Here is a 15,835-nt window from a genome sequence, read left to right as displayed (position 1 = left end):
GAGGCCGGGCGCGCCGGCCGGCCGTTCGCGCCCGGCGGCCTGCTCTGGCGCCGGGACGCGCCCGAGGAGGCTCCCGGCTGGCCCGCGCCCGCGGCGGTGGCGCCCCTCGACCGCCGCAAGTTCCGCGACCCGGCCGCGACCGCGTCCGGCGAGCGGCGGGCCCGCGTGGCCCTCGGGGCCTTGCGCACGCTCTGGATCAATACCGGCACGCTGTGCAACCTCGCCTGCGCGACCTGCTACATCGAGTCGACGCCGCGCAACGACCGCCTCGCCTTCATCTCCGCCGCCGAGGTCCGGGCCTACCTCGACGAGATCGCGGCCGACCGCCTGCCCGTGCGCCAGATCGGCTTCACCGGCGGGGAGCCGTTCCTGAACCGCGAGGTCCCGGCGATGCTGGAGGACGTCCTCGCCCGCGGGCTGCCCGCCCTCGTCCTGACGAACGCCATGCGGCCGATGCAGCGCCGCCTGCCGGCGCTGGCCCGCCTCCACGACCGCTTCCCGGGGCGCCTCTCCGTCCGCGTCTCCCTCGACCACTACGCGCCGGACCTGCACGAGCTCGAGCGCGGCCCGCGCAGCTGGCAGCCGGCCCTCGACGGGCTGGTCGCGCTCGCCCGGGCCGGCATCCCGGTCTCGGTCGCCGGCCGCCTGTTCTCGGGCGAGCCCGAGGGCGTCGTCCGGGCCGGCTTCGCCGGGCTCTTCGCCGCCCACGGCCTGCCCGTCGCGGCCGACGACCCCGACGCGCTGGTGCTCTTCCCCGAGATGGAGGCGGGGCGCGACGTGCCGGAGATCACCGAGGCCTGCTGGGGCCTCCTCGGCCGCTCGCCCGACGCGATGATGTGCGCCTCGTCCCGGATGGTGGTGAAGCGGCGCGGCGCGGCGCGCCCGGCGGTGCTCGCCTGCACGCTCCTCGCCTACGACCCGCAATTCGAGCTCGGGGCGACCCTGGCCGAGGCGGCCGGCCCGGTCGCCCTCAACCACCCGCACTGCGCGCAGTTCTGCGTGCTCGGCGGGGCGGCCTGCAGCCGGGCGTGAGCCTGCGGCGGCGCGAGGGCCCCGGGCCGAGGGACGTGGTGCTGGTCGGCGCCGGCCACGCCCACGTCGAGGTGCTGCGGCGCTTCGGCCTGCGGCCGGTCCCGGGGGTGCGGCTGACCCTCGTCACCCGCGCGCGCCACACCCCGTATTCCGGCATGCTGCCCGGCCTCGTCGAGGGCCGCTACGGCTTCGCGCAGGCGCACATCGCGACCGTCCCGCTCGCCCGCTTCGCCGGCGCGCGCCTGATCGAGGACATCGCCACGGGCCTCGATCCGGCGGGCCGCATGCTCCTGCGCGCCGGCGGTCCCCCGGTGCCCTACGACCTCGTCTCCCTCGACGTGGGCTCGGCGCCGAACGCCGTCCCGGGCGCCGCCGCGCACGCGCTCGCGGTCAAGCCCGTCGACGGGTTCCTGTCGGGCCTCGACGCCCTGCTGGCGCGCGTCCGCGCCCGGGGCGGCGGCGCCCTCGCGGTGGTGGGGGCGGGCGCCGGCGGGGTCGAGCTGTTGCTCGCCCTCGAGCGGCGCCTGCGCGGGGAGATGCCGGCGGCGGACCTCGCCTTCACGCTGGTCTCCGGCGCGTCCGAGGTCCTGCCGGGCGGCCCGGACGGCCTGCGCCGCCGCCTCCTCGCCATCCTGGAGGCCCGCGGCATCGCGGTCGCGACCGGCGCGCCGGTGGCGGCCGTGGAGTCCGGACGCCTGATCCTGGCGCAGGGCGGCGTCCTGCCGGCCGACGAGGTCGTGTGGGCCACGCGGGCCGCCGCCCCGTCCTGGCTCGCGCGGACGGGGCTCCTCCTCGATCCGGAGGGTTTCGTCGGGGTCGACGCGCACCTGCGGGCGTGGGGCCGCGACGACGTCTTCGCGGCGGGCGACTGCGCCGCCTTCGCGGGCCGGCCGGTGCCGAAGGCGGGCGTCCACGCCGTCCGCCAGGGCCCGGTCCTCGCCGACAACATCGCCCGCCGCCTCGCCGGCCGGCCGCTCCGGCGCTACCGGCCGCAGCGCGGGGCGCTCGTCCTGATCGGCACCGGCGACGGCCGCGCGCTCGGCGCCCGCAGCGGGCTCGTGGTCGAGGGCGCCTGGGTCTGGCGCTGGAAGCAGCACGTCGACGCCCGCTTCATGGCCCGCTACAGCACCCTGCCGCCGCGCCGCCGCTCCGCCCCCGAGGCCTGATCCCCCGCCCGCCGCCCTGCCGCCGCCCGGTCCGCGTTTGGCGACGCGAACCCGCAGGAGGTGGCTGGACAGCCGGCCCCACCCTGACTATACCCCCGCCCAACGCCGCTGCCCCGCAGCCCGGCGCGCCCAGGTAGCTCAGTTGGTAGAGCATGCGACTGAAAATCGCAGTGTCGGCGGTTCGATTCCGTCCCTGGGCACCATCAACCCTCTAAGTGGTTGAGCCGCAAAGCGCATCAGCGAAATCAGTGACTTAGACTGCCCGAGTGGTACAAACGGGTGGTACAATGGCGCTGATGACGACGCGGCCCTTCAAGCATCCCAAGACCGGCGTTTATCACCTCCGACGGGGGGTGCCGCTCGATTTGCGCCTCCTTGTCGGCAAGCGCGAGGAGAAGCGTAGCCTCGGGACTAAGGATCCGATTGAAGCCAAGCGGCTGCACGCTGTTGCGCTGGCCGAGCTGGAGCGGCGGTGGGCGCACCTACGCGCGGGGCTTGGCCGCAACCAAGACGTACCCTTAGAACCGGAAGCGCCGCCAGCGCCGCGTAGCTTGAGCGAGCGTGAGGCGCATGAGCGCGCTGCTTGGATCTATGCCAACTGGCTCAATCGGCACCGCGAGAATCCGAGCCAGCAACGCTTTTGGCCAACCGACCTGTATGAGCATCTCTGGGCGGTTCACACGCCGCGACTCGAGATTCGAGAGGATGGCAAAACCACCGTCCGGAGCGTTCTCAATCTCGTACAATGGGAAAGGGTGAGCGAGCTGGAGGCTTGGTGTGTAGACCAAGCCGAGACTCTCCTGTTTGTACATGACATCGAGACCGATGAAGCCAGTAAGCTCAAGCTTGCTAAAGCCATCGCGGCTCAGGTGCAGCGAGCCAGCCTCACGCTTGCGGCTCTCGTGCGTGGTGAGCCTGAGCCGGATGCCGCGCCTTCAGCTGCATCCGCGCCTGCCCGTCGGCCAACCTCGAGCAGGATCACACTCACGGGCCTCGTCGAGGCGTGGTGGCAGGAGGCGCAGAAGGCCGGCCGAGCACGCTCCACCTATGAGTCGTACTCGGGCACGGTGCGAGCCCTGAGCGAATTCCTGAAACACGACGATGCGACGAAGGTGACGGCTGAGGACGTGATTGCCTTCAAGGATCACCGGCTCGCCAGCGTGAAGCGGAACGGGAAGCCGATTTCCCCAACCACAGTGAAGAACAGCGACTTGGCAGGCCTGAAGGCGGTGTTTGGCTGGGCGGTGGCGAACCGACGCCTGCCGGAGAACCCCGCTTCGGAAGTGACAGTGCAGAAGGTTGCCCGTGTCCGAACCCGAAGTCCCGATTTTACGCACGAGGAGGCGGCTAAGCTTTTGCGAGCAGCTTTGAACCACAAACGCGGAGGCGAGCGACCACAGACCTACGCGGCCAAGCGGTGGATTCCCTGGCTCATGGCCTTCACGGGTGCGAGGGTCGGTGAACTCGTGCAACTCCGGAAGCATGATGTTCGCAAGGCCAAGGTGGAAGGCCATCCCGACGGCGTGTGGGTGCTACGGATCACACCGGAGGCTGGAACGGTGAAGACGAAGCAGGCCCGTGAGGTGCCTCTACATCCGCAACTCGTCGAACTCGGCTTTCCCCAATTCGTGGAGGGTGTCCGTGAGGAGCGCCTGTTCCTGGTGCCTGATGATGATGGAAATGTATCTGGACGGCTTCAGGCTGTGAAGAACCGGCTGGCCGAATTTGCGCGCGAGCAAGTGGATGATCCAAACGTTAGCCCCAACCATGCTTGGCGTCATCGCTTTCGCTCTGTAGCAACCGACGCTGGGATATCGGGAAACGTTATAGATGCCATTTGCGGATGGTCGCCGCGCAGCGTTGGAGAGCGTTATGGCACCGTGCCGTTGAAGGCTCGGGCGGATGCGATTATTCAATTGCCGAGAATTGTAGTCTGATGTCAAATTTTAACGAGTCTCATTCCGAGTATAACCCGAAATTGCGGCTCAATTACTAGAGGGGATTTTTTTCGATTGCTATCGTGAGTGGGTCCGCATAGGTTTTAGCGCGTACGGCAAAAGTCGAGCCAAGCAGCATCACGGCCGAGCTCGCGACAAGGTGGAGGTGTGCTGGGCGGCGCTGCGAGTTGGAGAAGATTCCTATTCAGGGAGCGTAGATGTGTCGAAACTGGCCTGACAGGGGCATGTCTAAGGAGCCCTCGAGGGTTCGAAGCCCTCCGTCTCCGCCAGCGATTTTCCTAAACCCATGTGAGATATGAGAAAATCGGCTGGTGCGGGCCTTCACCCAACAACACGCCCAACATTCCTGATCGGTATAGGCTGGAACGCCAAGGAATGCTCTGACCAGTTGGCCAAGCGCCGCGCGGCGCGCCGACGCGCGAGGGGGCGAGCAGATCATGGTCGCGCATCAGGCGCAGCACGCGGTGCTTGGAGGTGCGCACGCCCTTGTGACGCAGGCGCGCCCAGACCTTGCGGTGACCCTCGCCGTGGAAGGGGCTGCCGGTGAGGGTGGCGCGGATCGCCTCCAGCAGTGCCGCATCCGGCATCGGCCCGGCTGGGCCGGGACGCCGCGACGGTTCGGACCGGGCGGGTGAGAGATGCCGGTGGACGGTGGCGCGCGACACGCGCCAGATCCGGCACACCCGGGCCAGCCGGTAAGCTGTGCCGCTGGACGGCGAGGCGGCCTGGCTCATGGCCGCGACCTCCTGCGGGCCAAAGGGCCGGGGCCGCGCGCCTCTAGAGCCGCGATCTTGGCCGCCAGCAACTCGCGCTCGCGCAGCATCTCACCGAGCTTGGCCTTCAACCGCCCGCTCTCCAGCGCCTCGCCATCGGTGGGCCGGGTCGCCAAGCTCGCCCCACCTGCCGCCAGGAAGGCGTCGTGCCAGCCCAACAGGGTCGCGGCGGTCACGCCCAGGCTGCGCGAGACAGTCTCCAATTCCTCACCGCGCAGTAGCCGCAGCACCGCATCGCGCTTGCGTTGCCGGGACATCCGTCCGCCGCGGCCCAGACCGGCCACGTCTGCACCAGCCCTCGTGTTAGTCGTCATCTTCCTCACCCCTGTCGCGGAGACCGTCCGCTACGGGGTGTCTCAAGCAATCGTGGGACGGAGGAGAATGGAGGTGACGTGACAACGAAGATCGACCCCACACGGGCCCAGGTGGATTGCCGCCCCGAGCCTTCGTCAACCAAGCTGTCACCGCCCGAGAACTTGCGTAGATCATGAACCACAAGCCTGGTCAACTCCAACCGACCCTACACAAATTTTTCAACCCGACATCGACGCGAGGGCAGATCCTCTCCACCCCAGACCTTGCCTACATCGATTGCGAAAACGCTCGGCAGCCGTATATTCGCTGCGTTTGTTAAGTTTCTCTCATCCGTTTGTTGTTTTGATAGATCGAACATTGATTCGCGGCGGGCAGGATAAAAAAAGGTGAAGCTGTGACACTGGAACGTGGGATATCGATGGGAGTGCCAGGGCTTCGTGAAACCGCCTTCAGCCGACGGAGATTCCTGCTCGCTGGACTGTCGATGCTCAGTGGCTGCGCAACGTTGCTGCCGCCGAAGGAGACTAAGCTTATCGTGCGGATCGGCACTGCGGCCAACGTCAATCCGTCGCTCACGGGCGTGCCATCGCCGCTGTTGCTGCGAGTCTACACCCTAAGAGCCGACACCAAGTTTCTTCAGAGTGATGCTCAGTCCCTTTATGACAACGATGCTGCTGTCCTCGGGACTGACTTGCTGAGCAAGCACGAGTTTCTATTGCCACCTTCTGCCAAAGACGGGTTCACCGCCACGGTACCCGCCGAGGCCTCGGTCGTAGCAGTGGTGGCCGGCTTCCGTCAGCTCGACATGGCGCAATGGCGAGGCGTGGCTCCGATTAAGTACGCCGACATTAATACTGCAACTATAGTAGCAACTGATGTCGCAGTAACGTTAACTGTTCAGACGGAGCCCAAAGCTTGGCCGCTCTGATGGGTAGTCGTCCTGATTCTCCTCGCGAACTGTCATGCTTGGGGAGAGTGGTCTCATGCGCTCGCTTGTCGATCACATAATCGACCACTTCGGCTCCGGCCGTCTCTCCTTCGCTGACGCCGTGATTGCCTTGCGACAGGGCGAGGGAGCACAGGTCGGGGCTGCAGCAACGATACTAGCCCTGCAACGGGCCATCGATGACCGTCGGCTACCCTATAGGATTGCCTGCCTATTACATGATGCGGTCCAAGCGTCGGTGCCTGCCTCTACATCCAGTGAGCGTTTGCCCGGTAGCCGCGTCGACGCTGCGGAAATTGATTGTCTGGTCGCACGTCTCCGGACCTTGCGACAGTCCCCTGAATTCCGTCCTGCATACGCAGAGGGGCGGATCGGGCAGGTGTTACGTAACCGCTTCGTGCTCGATGCCGAAATTGGGCATGGCGGGATGGGCGTGGTCTACCGCGCCGTAGATCGCCGCCGCCAAGAGCTCGACAGCATCTCGCCCTACGTCGCGATCAAATTGCTTGCCCCGCGCTGGGTAGGCGACAGGACAGCGATGCGGGCTTTAGAGGCGGAAGCGCGCCACACTCAGGCGCTCAGGCATCCCAATATCGTCGGGGTCCACGATTTTGATCGCGAAGGCGCCGACACTTTCATAGTGATGGAGAACCTTGTTGGCTACTCGCTTGATGTCATGTTGCTCCGCCATTTGGACTTCGCCGGTAGTGCATTGGCTCGTACTAATCTCACTCATTTTCTCGCCGGCCTCGCCGCTGCACACCAGCAGGGCGTAATTCACGCAGATCTAAAACCCTCGAACCTGTTCATCTGCACTAATGGTCAGCTTAAGATCCTGGATTTCGGCATCGCTGCAGTCCTTTCGGAGACCAGTGCTGACGACGCTATTGAGCGGGCCGTCACCCCTGCCTATGCAAGCCCTGAGCGGCTGTCCGGTCAATCCCGGTCTCTGCGCGACGATGTTTATGCCCTGGGCTGTCTGATACATTTGTTCTTAGCCGGCCGACATCCTTTCGATCGCGTTGATGCTGTTGAGGCGATGCGGCGGGGACTTGTTCCGTCCAGGATTGACGGATTATCGTCGGACGCGAACACGATCGTAGCCCGTGCTCTGTCATTCGATCCGGCCGTGCGGCCGGTCGATGCGCGCGAGGTTCAAGCCATGATCTGCTTCGCTTGAGCTGTAGGTTTGGCAGCCGTCAAGTCTCCACCCAGCCTTCCTCGAGCAGCCTTTTAATCCGGCTTAGGCCGGCCGTGAACGCGGCCCGGGACAATGGCTCGCCCGATGCTGGGCCTTGGCCTGGCGGCCCTAGTGTCTCGCAGCGGGGCAAGACCGCGGCAACCGACCGGCGGCATGAGACTGCCGCTTCGTCGGCGAGTGCTTCGGCGTCGAGCCAAGGCGCAGCTTGGTTGAGGACGATCAGCATCTGGGCCGGTCCGAGCCTTTCCAGCAGCGTGAGATCGGTACCAGCGCGACGCCGTGGCTCCGCGTGCAGCAGCACGAGTAGGCAGTCGGCGAGGGCCGCTGCCAGCAGCGCTTCCTCGCCGAATCCAGCCGGCGCATCGAGGATGAGCAGGTCGAGAGCCAAAGCCTCGGCTGCGTGGCACAAGCCTCGGGCCAGCCTACTAGCATCCAGCCCCTCGTTCAGGAGGCGGGCGATTTCCGCCGGCGCTGGGCTGGCTGGCAATAGGTACAACCCGCCCTTCTCCGGCAACGGGGCAGCGAAAATTCCACCGAGATCTAGTGTGACTCCGGCGATCCCGGTTCGGTGCCAGAGATAGTCATTCAGGCAGGCTGCTGCGTCGATTCCAAAATGCGCGTGCAAGTCTGGCGCCCGCAGGCAGCAGTCAGCGAGGCCCACCCGCCGACCGCCGAGCGCCAAGTGCGCCGCGAGATGGCTAGCAAGCGTGGTAGTGCCCACTCCGCCGCGATGGCTATGGACGGTGACGATGAGCGGCACAGCGCGAAGGAGGTCAGCGACGAATAGCCCACAACTCCATCCGTGTATCCGGGAAGTCTCCTGATAGGTGGACCGCAACACCGCCTGAGGTTGAAAGGCCCGCCCAGAGCGGGCTATCGGGCTTAAGCTCGAAGTAAACTGCGCCCGCATGGTAGGGAAGTTGGCGCGGCGCCACCGACAGTGGCTGCACCGAGATGCCGGGGAGCTGCACGTTCACCAGCTCGCGGATCTGCTCGACCGGACCGATCTTAATCAGAGCGGGTAGCGATCGCCGGATTGTTTCCTCTGGCATCGCTGCCTTGACCACCAGCACGAAGCCTGAATTTGTCAGTAGGGTCTTGTCAGGGATTACTCCGACGCGGATACCGTACTTGCGATCCTGCAGCGGGATTTGAACCGCAGATTGCTCAATCACGGCGCTCAAGGAGCGCCGCAGAGCCAGCATCACTCCGGCGAAGACGTGCTCCAAGTCGTCGTGCTGGTAGGCGACGAACTCGTCTGGGCGCTTGCGCAGGGCAGTGAAGGTCGCGAGGTCGCCTGCGAGGTCGAGGAATGTGGCGTAGAGCCGCTCCGGGTGCAACGACGGCAGCCGAGCAAGGTGGGCGAGCAGTGGTTCAGCCCGGTTGACGACTTGAAGCAGCAGGAAATCTGCGACCTCAGCAACGCCGTGATTTGCCGCGCCGCTCACTCGAGGGGCCAGTGCCTCGCCGCGGTGGTGTAGCATCGCCAGTACCTCGCCAACGAAGCCGGTCAGCGTGTCAGAGGCGGCCATCGCCATCACCGGCGGGATGTAGGCAGGGTCGAGCCGCGCCCGCTTGTCAGCGCCAACTTCGGCGATGCGGGCGAGACCGAGACTATGAAAGCCGCTGCGGTCGGCGCTCTCCAGCATCAGGCTAAGTCGCAGGCTCGCCGTGCGGATGCGGGCGCTGGCATTCGAGCCGCTGATCGCGTCGACGACCTCGATGTCGCCGCCGGCATAGCGAGCCGAGGACGCGAAGGCGCTGCCGACCTCGATCTCGGCCGCGCCCGGATGCTGCACCGGTAGGCAGAGGTAGACCATGGTGTCAGTTAGGCCAACCGCGAGGTCGAGCGGGGCCGGGTGCGAGAGGTCGAACGGCACGTCGAACGGCGTGCCATCCTCGAACACCCCGCCGCAACGCTCTAGCGAGAACTTGCCGAGGTCGAGCAGCGCCCGGTTGAGGCTCAGGTGCCGCAACCCCCAGGGAAATGGCGTTAGGCCCTCGGCACGCTGGCGCACGAGGCGCTCGGCATAGCGATCCTGCTGCTGGAAGTGCTGGGGCCGGAGAAACATGCCCTCGGACCAGACGACCTTGCCGGTGGTGCTCATTCCTCGTCTCCCGGCAGCGATAGGGCCCTGGCGCCGGCGGCCTGCTGGCCCGACGTCTGGTCGTGGGAAGGGAACGCCGCGGGGGCGGGGCGTTGGGATAGGGCATCGATCCGCTCCGCTGCCCGCTCCGCGATCAGCACGATGGCCCGGTTGGCGAGTCCTAACTCGGTTGCGCGCAGCCGGTGCAACACCGTCTCGGCCGGGCCCTGCATCAGGCCGACGTCGGGTCCGAGCAGTGCACGCTCAATGCGCGCCAAGGCTGTGACCAGGGCGAGCAGAAGGGCTTCGTCTCCATGCACAGGGCCGGGAGGTGCAAGCCGCGCGGTGACGGGCCTCGGCGGCTCCAGCGCCTCGTCCGACCAGTCGGGGGGGATCACCGATGCGGAGTCCGTCTCCGGCTCGGACGCCGCAGCTACAACCGGGCGGGGCTCCGGCGGCGCGTCTAAATCCCAATCCTCCGGGATCACCGTCTGACCCGGCAGTGACGAAGCGAAAGCCTGATGCTCAGGCTCACTCCGGTCGCCGAGGCCGAGCCGCGACCATGCAGTGGAGGCCGGTGCAGGGGCCGCACGGCTTTCCTGTGTCCAGGACATGGCGCGGCCGTCGATGGCGGAGGTTGCGAGCGATAAGGACGAGAATGGACCAGCCCCGAACGGCAGTCCTGCTTCCGGCGCCTCGGGCAAAGCGGTGTCGTCCAGCGGGTCGGCGCCCCAATGCGCCGGCGGCCGGGCGAGGAGGTTATCGAGCGGATCGGGCGACGGACCGCCGGGCAGGAGGGGAGGGTTTTCTCGACGCGGCGGCAGCACCGCGCTGAACGCGTCTCGAGCGTCCCTGTCCTCGATCAGCGTGATCGCGAGCGTCACGCCGGCAAACCGAAGCACGTCGCCGTGGCTGAGGATGCGGCTGTTACCCCGGCCGAGCGGCTGGGATGCGTCGTTGTGAAAGACACCGTTGGCTGAGGTGTCGATGACAACGTAGACGCCACCCTGGAAGTCGATCGTGCAATGGTGGCGCGACATCCGCCGCGCCGGGTCGGCGAGGATCCAATCATTGTCGCCGTCGCGACCAATGCGCAACGGGGTACCGGTAACCGCGCGCACCCGATCATGGGCTGGAATGTCGTCAGGTTCGGTGACGGTCAAGCGCAGCGTCGGGATCACGATGCGGTGCCTGCTAGGCCGCTGCCGCCGCGCGCGATGTCGAAGCCGGCCTCAAGCACCAATCGCTGCCGCTCAGCGGTAGTTCTCGCCTCACCGGGCACGCACCGCAGCATCACCGAGGCGCCAACCGCACTGCCGGTGAGTCCGTCTCCCGGCGGAACGTGCTGGGCGGACTCCGGCGGCGCGAGGCTGCCGCCGGACCAGAACACGCCGAGCGCCGCGTAGGCGCCGGCGGTTTCGAACCGCAGTCTCTCGGCATGGGCGTAGGTCGCTCGGCGGTTCAGCTCGGTGGGCTCGTAGACCCAGGCCTCGGCGGCTTGCCAGGCGGCCTGTTCCGGCTCGGTCTCGACGACTGGCATCCGGCGGCGGGTGGCGCAGGCCCACCACACCGCTTCCCGGCGCGGCAGGGCGACCGCGAGATAACGGATCGCATCGACAACCAGGCCGGCGGCCACCAGAGCGGCGAGGAAGTCGGCAGCGCCAAGGCGCGGCTTGAGCAACGCCTCGGCCTCCTCGCCCGGCACCAGCACGGTGCAGAGCTCTTCGGCCGAAGAGAAGCGCAGCTTTGGGAGGGATCCGGGAGCCATGCGGAACATCAATTGATCGTCACGAGGCCGCCCGTCACCTGCACCATGCCGCTCCCGTCGACGTTCACCATCGCGCCGTTAGCTTGGATCTTTGCATCGGCCTTCAGAGTGATTTGGATCGCCGTGAGGGTGATACCGGTCTGGTTGACCACGATGGTGTTCTCGCCGACCTTGAGGGTTATAGATTGCGCCGCCTCCAGCGTGATGCTGCCGGCTTCGCATTGGTGCAAGGCATTTCCTGACCCGAGCTTAACGGTGTAGTTCCCGCTGGTGACCTCGGTGGTGTCGTTGCCGGCCGAGACTGTAAGGCTGCGGTTGCCCTTTGAGACAGTGACCTTCTCGTTACCCTCCTGCACCGTCTCGGTGCGATCGTTCTTGATCGTCAGCGTCTGATCGTGTTGCACAGTGAGCGTGTCGTCGTTCACCACCTCGCGGGTGAAGTCCTTCTGCGCGTGCATGTACACCAGCTCGCTGCCCTTCTTATCCTCGAAGCGCAATTCGTTGAAAGTGCTGGCGCTGCCTTGGCTGCTGGAACGGGTCTTGATCCCACTCTGGGTCTTGTTGTCGGGCAAGACATAGGGCGGCATGTTCTGGCCGTTGTAGACCGTGCCTACGACGAGCGGACGGTCGGGGTCGCCCTCGAGGAAGACGACGATCACCTCCATGCCGACCCGGGGCACGAACTGACTGCCCCAGGTCGCGCCGGCGATCCACTGGCCAACCCGGATCCAGCACGAGCTGTTCTCATCATTCTTGCCGAGCCGGTCCCACGGGAACTGGACCCGAATGCGGCCGTATTTGTCACAATAGATCTCCTCGCCCGAGGGGCCGACCACGGTCGCGGTCTGCGGCCCCGAGATCAGCGGCCGGCGCGTCACCGGCGGCGGCCGGAACGGCGTGGCGGCGGGCAGTGCCGTGAAGGTGTTGCGGTAGCGCGGCGTCTCCGCCTGCCGGCCAAGATGGGTGCGGTCCTCGGCCTCGTGGTGCACCCAAGCCAGCACGTAGGATTGGCCCTGCTCGACGGCGACCTCGTGCTTGGCCATAGTAATCTTGGCGCCAGGCATGAAGCCGCGATAGGTCGCCTCGCCCTCAGTGATCGCGTAGCGGGCCTCGACCTCCTCCATGCGGGTGCGCGACAGCGTGGTGCCATCGCCCTTCTGAGTGTAGTCGCCCGGATAGTCAAACAGCTCCCACTGCTTGAAGGCGGAGTTGCTCAGCACCGTGGCAGTGGTGGCAGAGAGATCAGTGGTCGGTTGTTCGAAATTATAGTCGCGCAGGGTGACCTTGCCCGAAGAGAAGTGGTCTGCGACGCGCCAAGTCTGTACAGCGATCGTATCGGAGGCGCTCGGCGGCGCGTGCTGCACCGACTTGTCGATACACTCGCAATAGCCCGCAGTGCTGTCGCTTAGCACGAGGGTGTGCTGGCCGTCGCTATGCTGAAAGTAGTAGTAGATGCCCTCCTCGGCCCACAGTCGAACCAGGAAATCGAAATCGGTCTCGCGGTACTGCACGCAATAGTCACGCGAAGGATGCGAACCGTTCAGGCCCTGCTTTTTGGTGTCGGTGACGCCGGCCTCGGAGAGAAGGGTGTCGGCGATCTGCGGCACAGTCTGATTCTGGAAGATCCGGCAGTCTGCGGTACGGGTGAGAAGCCACAGCTTGGGCCGTAGGACCATGTGATAGCGCCGCAGCCCATCCACAGTCTGGTCGGCCGCGGCGAACGAGGCGATAATTCCGTTGATAATCCGTGGATCCGCGTCCGGCCGCCGGATCTTCAGCGTCGCGCTCTTGCCGAGAAGCTGGTCGGCGGTGATGCCGGCATTGGTCGAAGTCATCTCGACCGTGAAAGCGAACAGCTCGGAGAGACCTTCGGAGCCGTTGAGTGCGATGGGAATCAGCACGTCCTGGCCCAGGGGAGTGATGAGTTGGAGCAAGCGGTCGGTCTGGACGGGGGGCGTGGCCAATGAAACTCACCTGCTCTATGCAATCCGGGGACGATTTGATGCGGGAGTTGCTCTTAGTTATTTACTACCCTATCAATATCTCTTGCGCTCACCAATCATATGTATCTCGATTCTGATATTGTAGTACATATATCACCTAATTTGATTTTCGTATCGCTCCACTTATAAAATCCAAGTGTGATACGGCTAATATCAACTGTATAGACAACAAATATGCAGAATACAATTAACATCGCACGTTCCGCATTGCTGGGATTGTTTTCCCAGCGCAGCTTTCTCAGAGCAGCCATCCGTTGCTTCTCAGCCGTGCTGACCCGAAATGCACTGTACCGATGGATGAACCCGGCGGCGACCAAAACTTCGATGTACTTGTCGGGAACGGTGGGAGCGCCTCCAGATTTCGTGGCTCCCCGGAAGAAATCACGAAAGCCGGTTTGCATCTTGAAGCGGTTGTCGCGCACAGCGTCATTGACAATCAGCGACGATACGATGTAAATACTCCACATTTCCTTGTAATCCACATCAGACATCGTCCCTCCTGGATATGTATTGTTAAGTACTGTATCAAAATCAGCGACGAGGGCAGCTTTGAGATTCTTGAAGTACGAAATGGCGTGAACGGAGAAATTTCTGAGAGACTCATAGTCGCGCTTTTGGCCTGGTTTGATATGAAAAGGATCAAATCCAAGTTGTTTAATATCGGTCTTTCCAGTAAAAGTTTTTACCTGATCAAATACGGCTTGTCCAGCTAATCCAATGTTATTGTTCGTCGGAACCATGCTGCCAAACACGCGCGGCCTGTTGCCGCTCTCGTCTCTGTCTGCCATTGCGAAAAGTTTCTTGGCTTGCTCGCTGCTCATCTGACCTGCTTGTAAACGCCCGCGTACATCGTCAGCCATCGCGCGTCGGCCGCCGTCCCAATCCTTAGCAAAGTAGTACCCAATAATGAGAAGTGCTGCTTTAAGGCTATCATTATTTTGATGTTCCGGTAGAAGATCAATCTTAACCGTATCCGATATAAACGATTGCTTTACGCCAGAATTTATCAACTTGTCAAGTAAAGCAGAGGCATCGGCCAATATCGTCTTCGATCTTTTTCTGAACTTATCCAACGTGTCTTGTTTGTTAAGGATATTGTCGGAGCTCGGCATCAGTGACGAGCTTTGGCTTGCAAACAAATCGATTTTGCTTTTATCAGAACTTGCGATGTTCGTCTTAATAACACCAGCCGCGATTTGGTTTTGTGATTGTTCTGTGCCTTGAACGATCTTGGCAAAAGACGGGCCGCTTAAATCGCCTTTTGCGAGAACGTTGTTCATATAGGCATCCTCAAGTGCCGCGATGCCTCTGCAACACAAACTGACTACCCCTGCCGATGAATTTGGTGTGTTGGTAACGGCGGAGCTGACGCCCCCGACCAGAGCGGATGCACCGGCCGCTGCGGCCGATGAAGCGATCTGTGCAACGGTCGCGGACATGGCGACGCTCACGGCGGGCCCAACAACGGGTATCAGGCTCAAAGCCGACATAAACATAATGTCGCCGGCTGCCATAAGGAAATAGGCGATCGGGCTCGTTTGATCAACACTCAATTCCTTGAGCGCGTCTTGCATGTTGTCGAAGCTGCTATCATATTTTCTGATGATCGAGGCCAGTGAGGTAGTGCCACCGTTAGTTGCCTGAATGCTCGTCGCATTGATTTCGGCAACGATAGGGCGTATAAGTGCCCAAAACTCATTGTTAAGATTGCCTGGACCCTTTAGATACAGGTCGTAAATTCTTTGAGCCTCGTTTGCCGACTTGTTTTTCATGACTTTATCGACTAAAGGCCCATAAAGCTGCAGCAGATCGGTCCTCGGTTTGGACATGCGGGCAGACAAGTCTTGCCCTTTGTCGGCCGCTCTGCGTTTGGCTTCAGTCATGACGTGTTGCAGAAGATCATTAAAATCGCTGCCATTCATACCTGCCTCCCTAGTAACTCTCTTGAGTGAGCGCCGTCGCGGGAAATTGTGCGCCGCTGGAGGCGTTTATTGATTTGATTGATGCAGGTTCTGCTGTCGAGGCTACTGCCATCGCAACAGGAGCACGGATGGCGCATATGCCTGCCGCTGTGCGTCGTCGGCGCCGGACTAACAGAACACCCTCCACATCTGAGTGTATCGGACTCCCCCGGCCGGTGCCGGTCACCTGAACGACAGACATTCAGCGTCGATGCCGTCTCCTAGAATGCCGCCCTGTTCAAACGTTCGGTCCTCTCGTTCGAGGCTGTCGGTCTCAGGAGGCAGATCATGCCTAGCGCGGTATAAACCCGGTTATACCGCATAGTCCTTTCTGGGCGTTCGTCGAGGGCGATCACTATCGGTGCTCCAGTCGCTGTGGTGCCTCATGCTGCCATCGCTACTTATTCAACCGCCAACAAATTCGAGCAACTGACCCGTTCCAGAAGGGTAGGATGGTAACAGGATCCTCGCTGTGTTTTGACAAAAAAGTGCTTGTCGCCGACGAGGCTAGGTCATTCGATAGAGCCGGCGGCGATGCTTGATGCGAACCGCCGGCCGAAGGCTAGCGAGCGAAAAGAGCGTCGGCTGACACCTTGCACGCTAAAGCCAGTATTCGCTTTCTGCT

11 protein-coding genes, 1 tRNA gene and 1 pseudogene are annotated in these 15,835 nt (G+C 63.5%); 6 read left to right on the top strand and 7 right to left on the bottom strand.

Annotated elements, in window-relative coordinates; all coding sequences use genetic code 11:
* The first annotated feature begins 96 nt into the window (after positions 1-96).
* The 4 genes from DT057_RS13970 (at position 97) to DT057_RS13955 (ending at position 4,135) form a co-directional block, all read left to right on the top strand.
* The gene (locus DT057_RS13970) at positions 97-1,032 is read left to right on the top strand and encodes a radical SAM protein (RefSeq protein ID WP_244937379.1); all 936 of its coding nucleotides are present in this window, start codon (positions 97-99) and stop codon (positions 1,030-1,032) included.
* A complete protein-coding gene (locus DT057_RS13965; RefSeq protein WP_203236275.1) occupies positions 1,029-2,198 on the top strand; it encodes an FAD-dependent oxidoreductase in 1,170 nt (389 codons plus the stop codon). The genes DT057_RS13970 and DT057_RS13965 overlap by 4 nt, the downstream gene beginning before the upstream one ends.
* A gap of 127 nt (positions 2,199-2,325) precedes the next feature.
* A tRNA-Phe gene (locus DT057_RS13960) sits at positions 2,326-2,401 on the top strand.
* An 84-nt stretch (positions 2,402-2,485) separates the two neighbouring features.
* On the top strand, positions 2,486-4,135 hold the full coding sequence (locus DT057_RS13955; protein ID WP_128562708.1) for a DUF6538 domain-containing protein: 1,650 nt from the start codon (positions 2,486-2,488) through the stop codon (positions 4,133-4,135).
* A gap of 419 nt (positions 4,136-4,554) precedes the next feature.
* Here the strand turns inward: DT057_RS13955 and DT057_RS13950 are convergent.
* A pseudogene (locus tag DT057_RS13950) lies at positions 4,555-5,243 on the bottom strand (IS3 family transposase); the annotation flags it as partial.
* 425 nt (positions 5,244-5,668) lie between these two features.
* Here DT057_RS13950 and tssJ point away from each other — a divergent pair.
* Together tssJ and DT057_RS13940 are read left to right on the top strand one after the other, a co-directional pair.
* A complete protein-coding gene (tssJ, locus tag DT057_RS13945; protein WP_162501405.1) occupies positions 5,669-6,172 on the top strand; it encodes a type VI secretion system lipoprotein TssJ in 504 nt (167 codons plus the stop codon).
* Positions 6,173-6,227: 55 nt separating this feature from the next.
* Entirely contained in the window at positions 6,228-7,370 is a 1,143-nt protein-coding gene (locus tag DT057_RS13940) for a serine/threonine-protein kinase (RefSeq protein WP_162501404.1), read from the top strand.
* A gap of 19 nt (positions 7,371-7,389) precedes the next feature.
* Here DT057_RS13940 and DT057_RS13935 read toward each other — a convergent pair whose 3' ends face one another.
* From DT057_RS13935 to DT057_RS13910, 6 genes are all read right to left on the bottom strand, one after another.
* Entirely contained in the window at positions 7,390-8,151 is a 762-nt protein-coding gene (locus tag DT057_RS13935) for a tyrosine-protein kinase family protein (protein ID WP_162501403.1), read from the bottom strand.
* A 13-nt stretch (positions 8,152-8,164) separates the two neighbouring features.
* Positions 8,165-9,499 (bottom strand): type VI secretion system baseplate subunit TssK, encoded by a 1,335-nt coding sequence (gene tssK, locus DT057_RS13930; RefSeq protein ID WP_128562704.1) that lies wholly within the window; start codon positions 9,497-9,499, stop codon positions 8,165-8,167.
* Positions 9,496-10,659 carry an FHA domain-containing protein gene (locus tag DT057_RS13925; protein ID WP_162501402.1) on the bottom strand — a complete coding sequence of 388 codons (1,164 nt, stop codon included), beginning with the start codon at positions 10,657-10,659 and terminating at the stop codon, positions 9,496-9,498. The genes tssK and DT057_RS13925 overlap by 4 nt, the downstream gene beginning before the upstream one ends.
* Positions 10,656-11,255: a DUF6931 family protein gene (locus DT057_RS13920; protein ID WP_128562702.1), complete on the bottom strand. Its 600-nt coding sequence runs from the start codon at positions 11,253-11,255 to the stop codon at positions 10,656-10,658. Before DT057_RS13920 ends, DT057_RS13925 begins: the two co-directional genes overlap by 4 nt.
* Positions 11,255-13,210 carry a type VI secretion system Vgr family protein gene (locus DT057_RS13915; protein ID WP_128562701.1) on the bottom strand — a complete coding sequence of 652 codons (1,956 nt, stop codon included), beginning with the start codon at positions 13,208-13,210 and terminating at the stop codon, positions 11,255-11,257. Before DT057_RS13915 ends, DT057_RS13920 begins: the two co-directional genes overlap by 1 nt.
* Positions 13,211-13,305: 95 nt before the next feature.
* Entirely contained in the window at positions 13,306-15,171 is a 1,866-nt protein-coding gene (locus DT057_RS13910) for a hypothetical protein (RefSeq protein ID WP_128562700.1), read from the bottom strand.
* Between the last annotated feature and the right edge of the window lie 664 nt (positions 15,172-15,835).

The sequence above is a fragment of the Methylobacterium crusticola genome, from assembly GCF_003574465.1.
Lineage (GTDB): Bacteria > Pseudomonadota > Alphaproteobacteria > Rhizobiales > Beijerinckiaceae > Methylobacterium > Methylobacterium crusticola.
This window is presented reverse-complemented; position numbering and strand designations above follow the sequence as displayed.

What these genes read in the sequence shown, in the direction of transcription:
- DT057_RS13955 (WP_128562708.1), top strand. Translation starts at nt 2,486, where the DNA reads ATGGCGCTGATGACGACGCGGCCCTTCAAGCATCCCAAGACCGGCGTT.
- DT057_RS13940 (WP_162501404.1), top strand. Translation starts at nt 6,228, where the DNA reads ATGCGCTCGCTTGTCGATCACATAATCGACCACTTCGGCTCCGGCCGT.
- DT057_RS13910 (WP_128562700.1), bottom strand. Translation starts at nt 15,171, where the DNA reads ATGAATGGCAGCGATTTTAATGATCTTCTGCAACACGTCATGACTGAA.
- DT057_RS13920 (WP_128562702.1), bottom strand. Translation starts at nt 11,255, where the DNA reads ATGTTCCGCATGGCTCCCGGATCCCTCCCAAAGCTGCGCTTCTCTTCG.
- tssK (WP_128562704.1), bottom strand. Translation starts at nt 9,499, where the DNA reads ATGAGCACCACCGGCAAGGTCGTCTGGTCCGAGGGCATGTTTCTCCGG.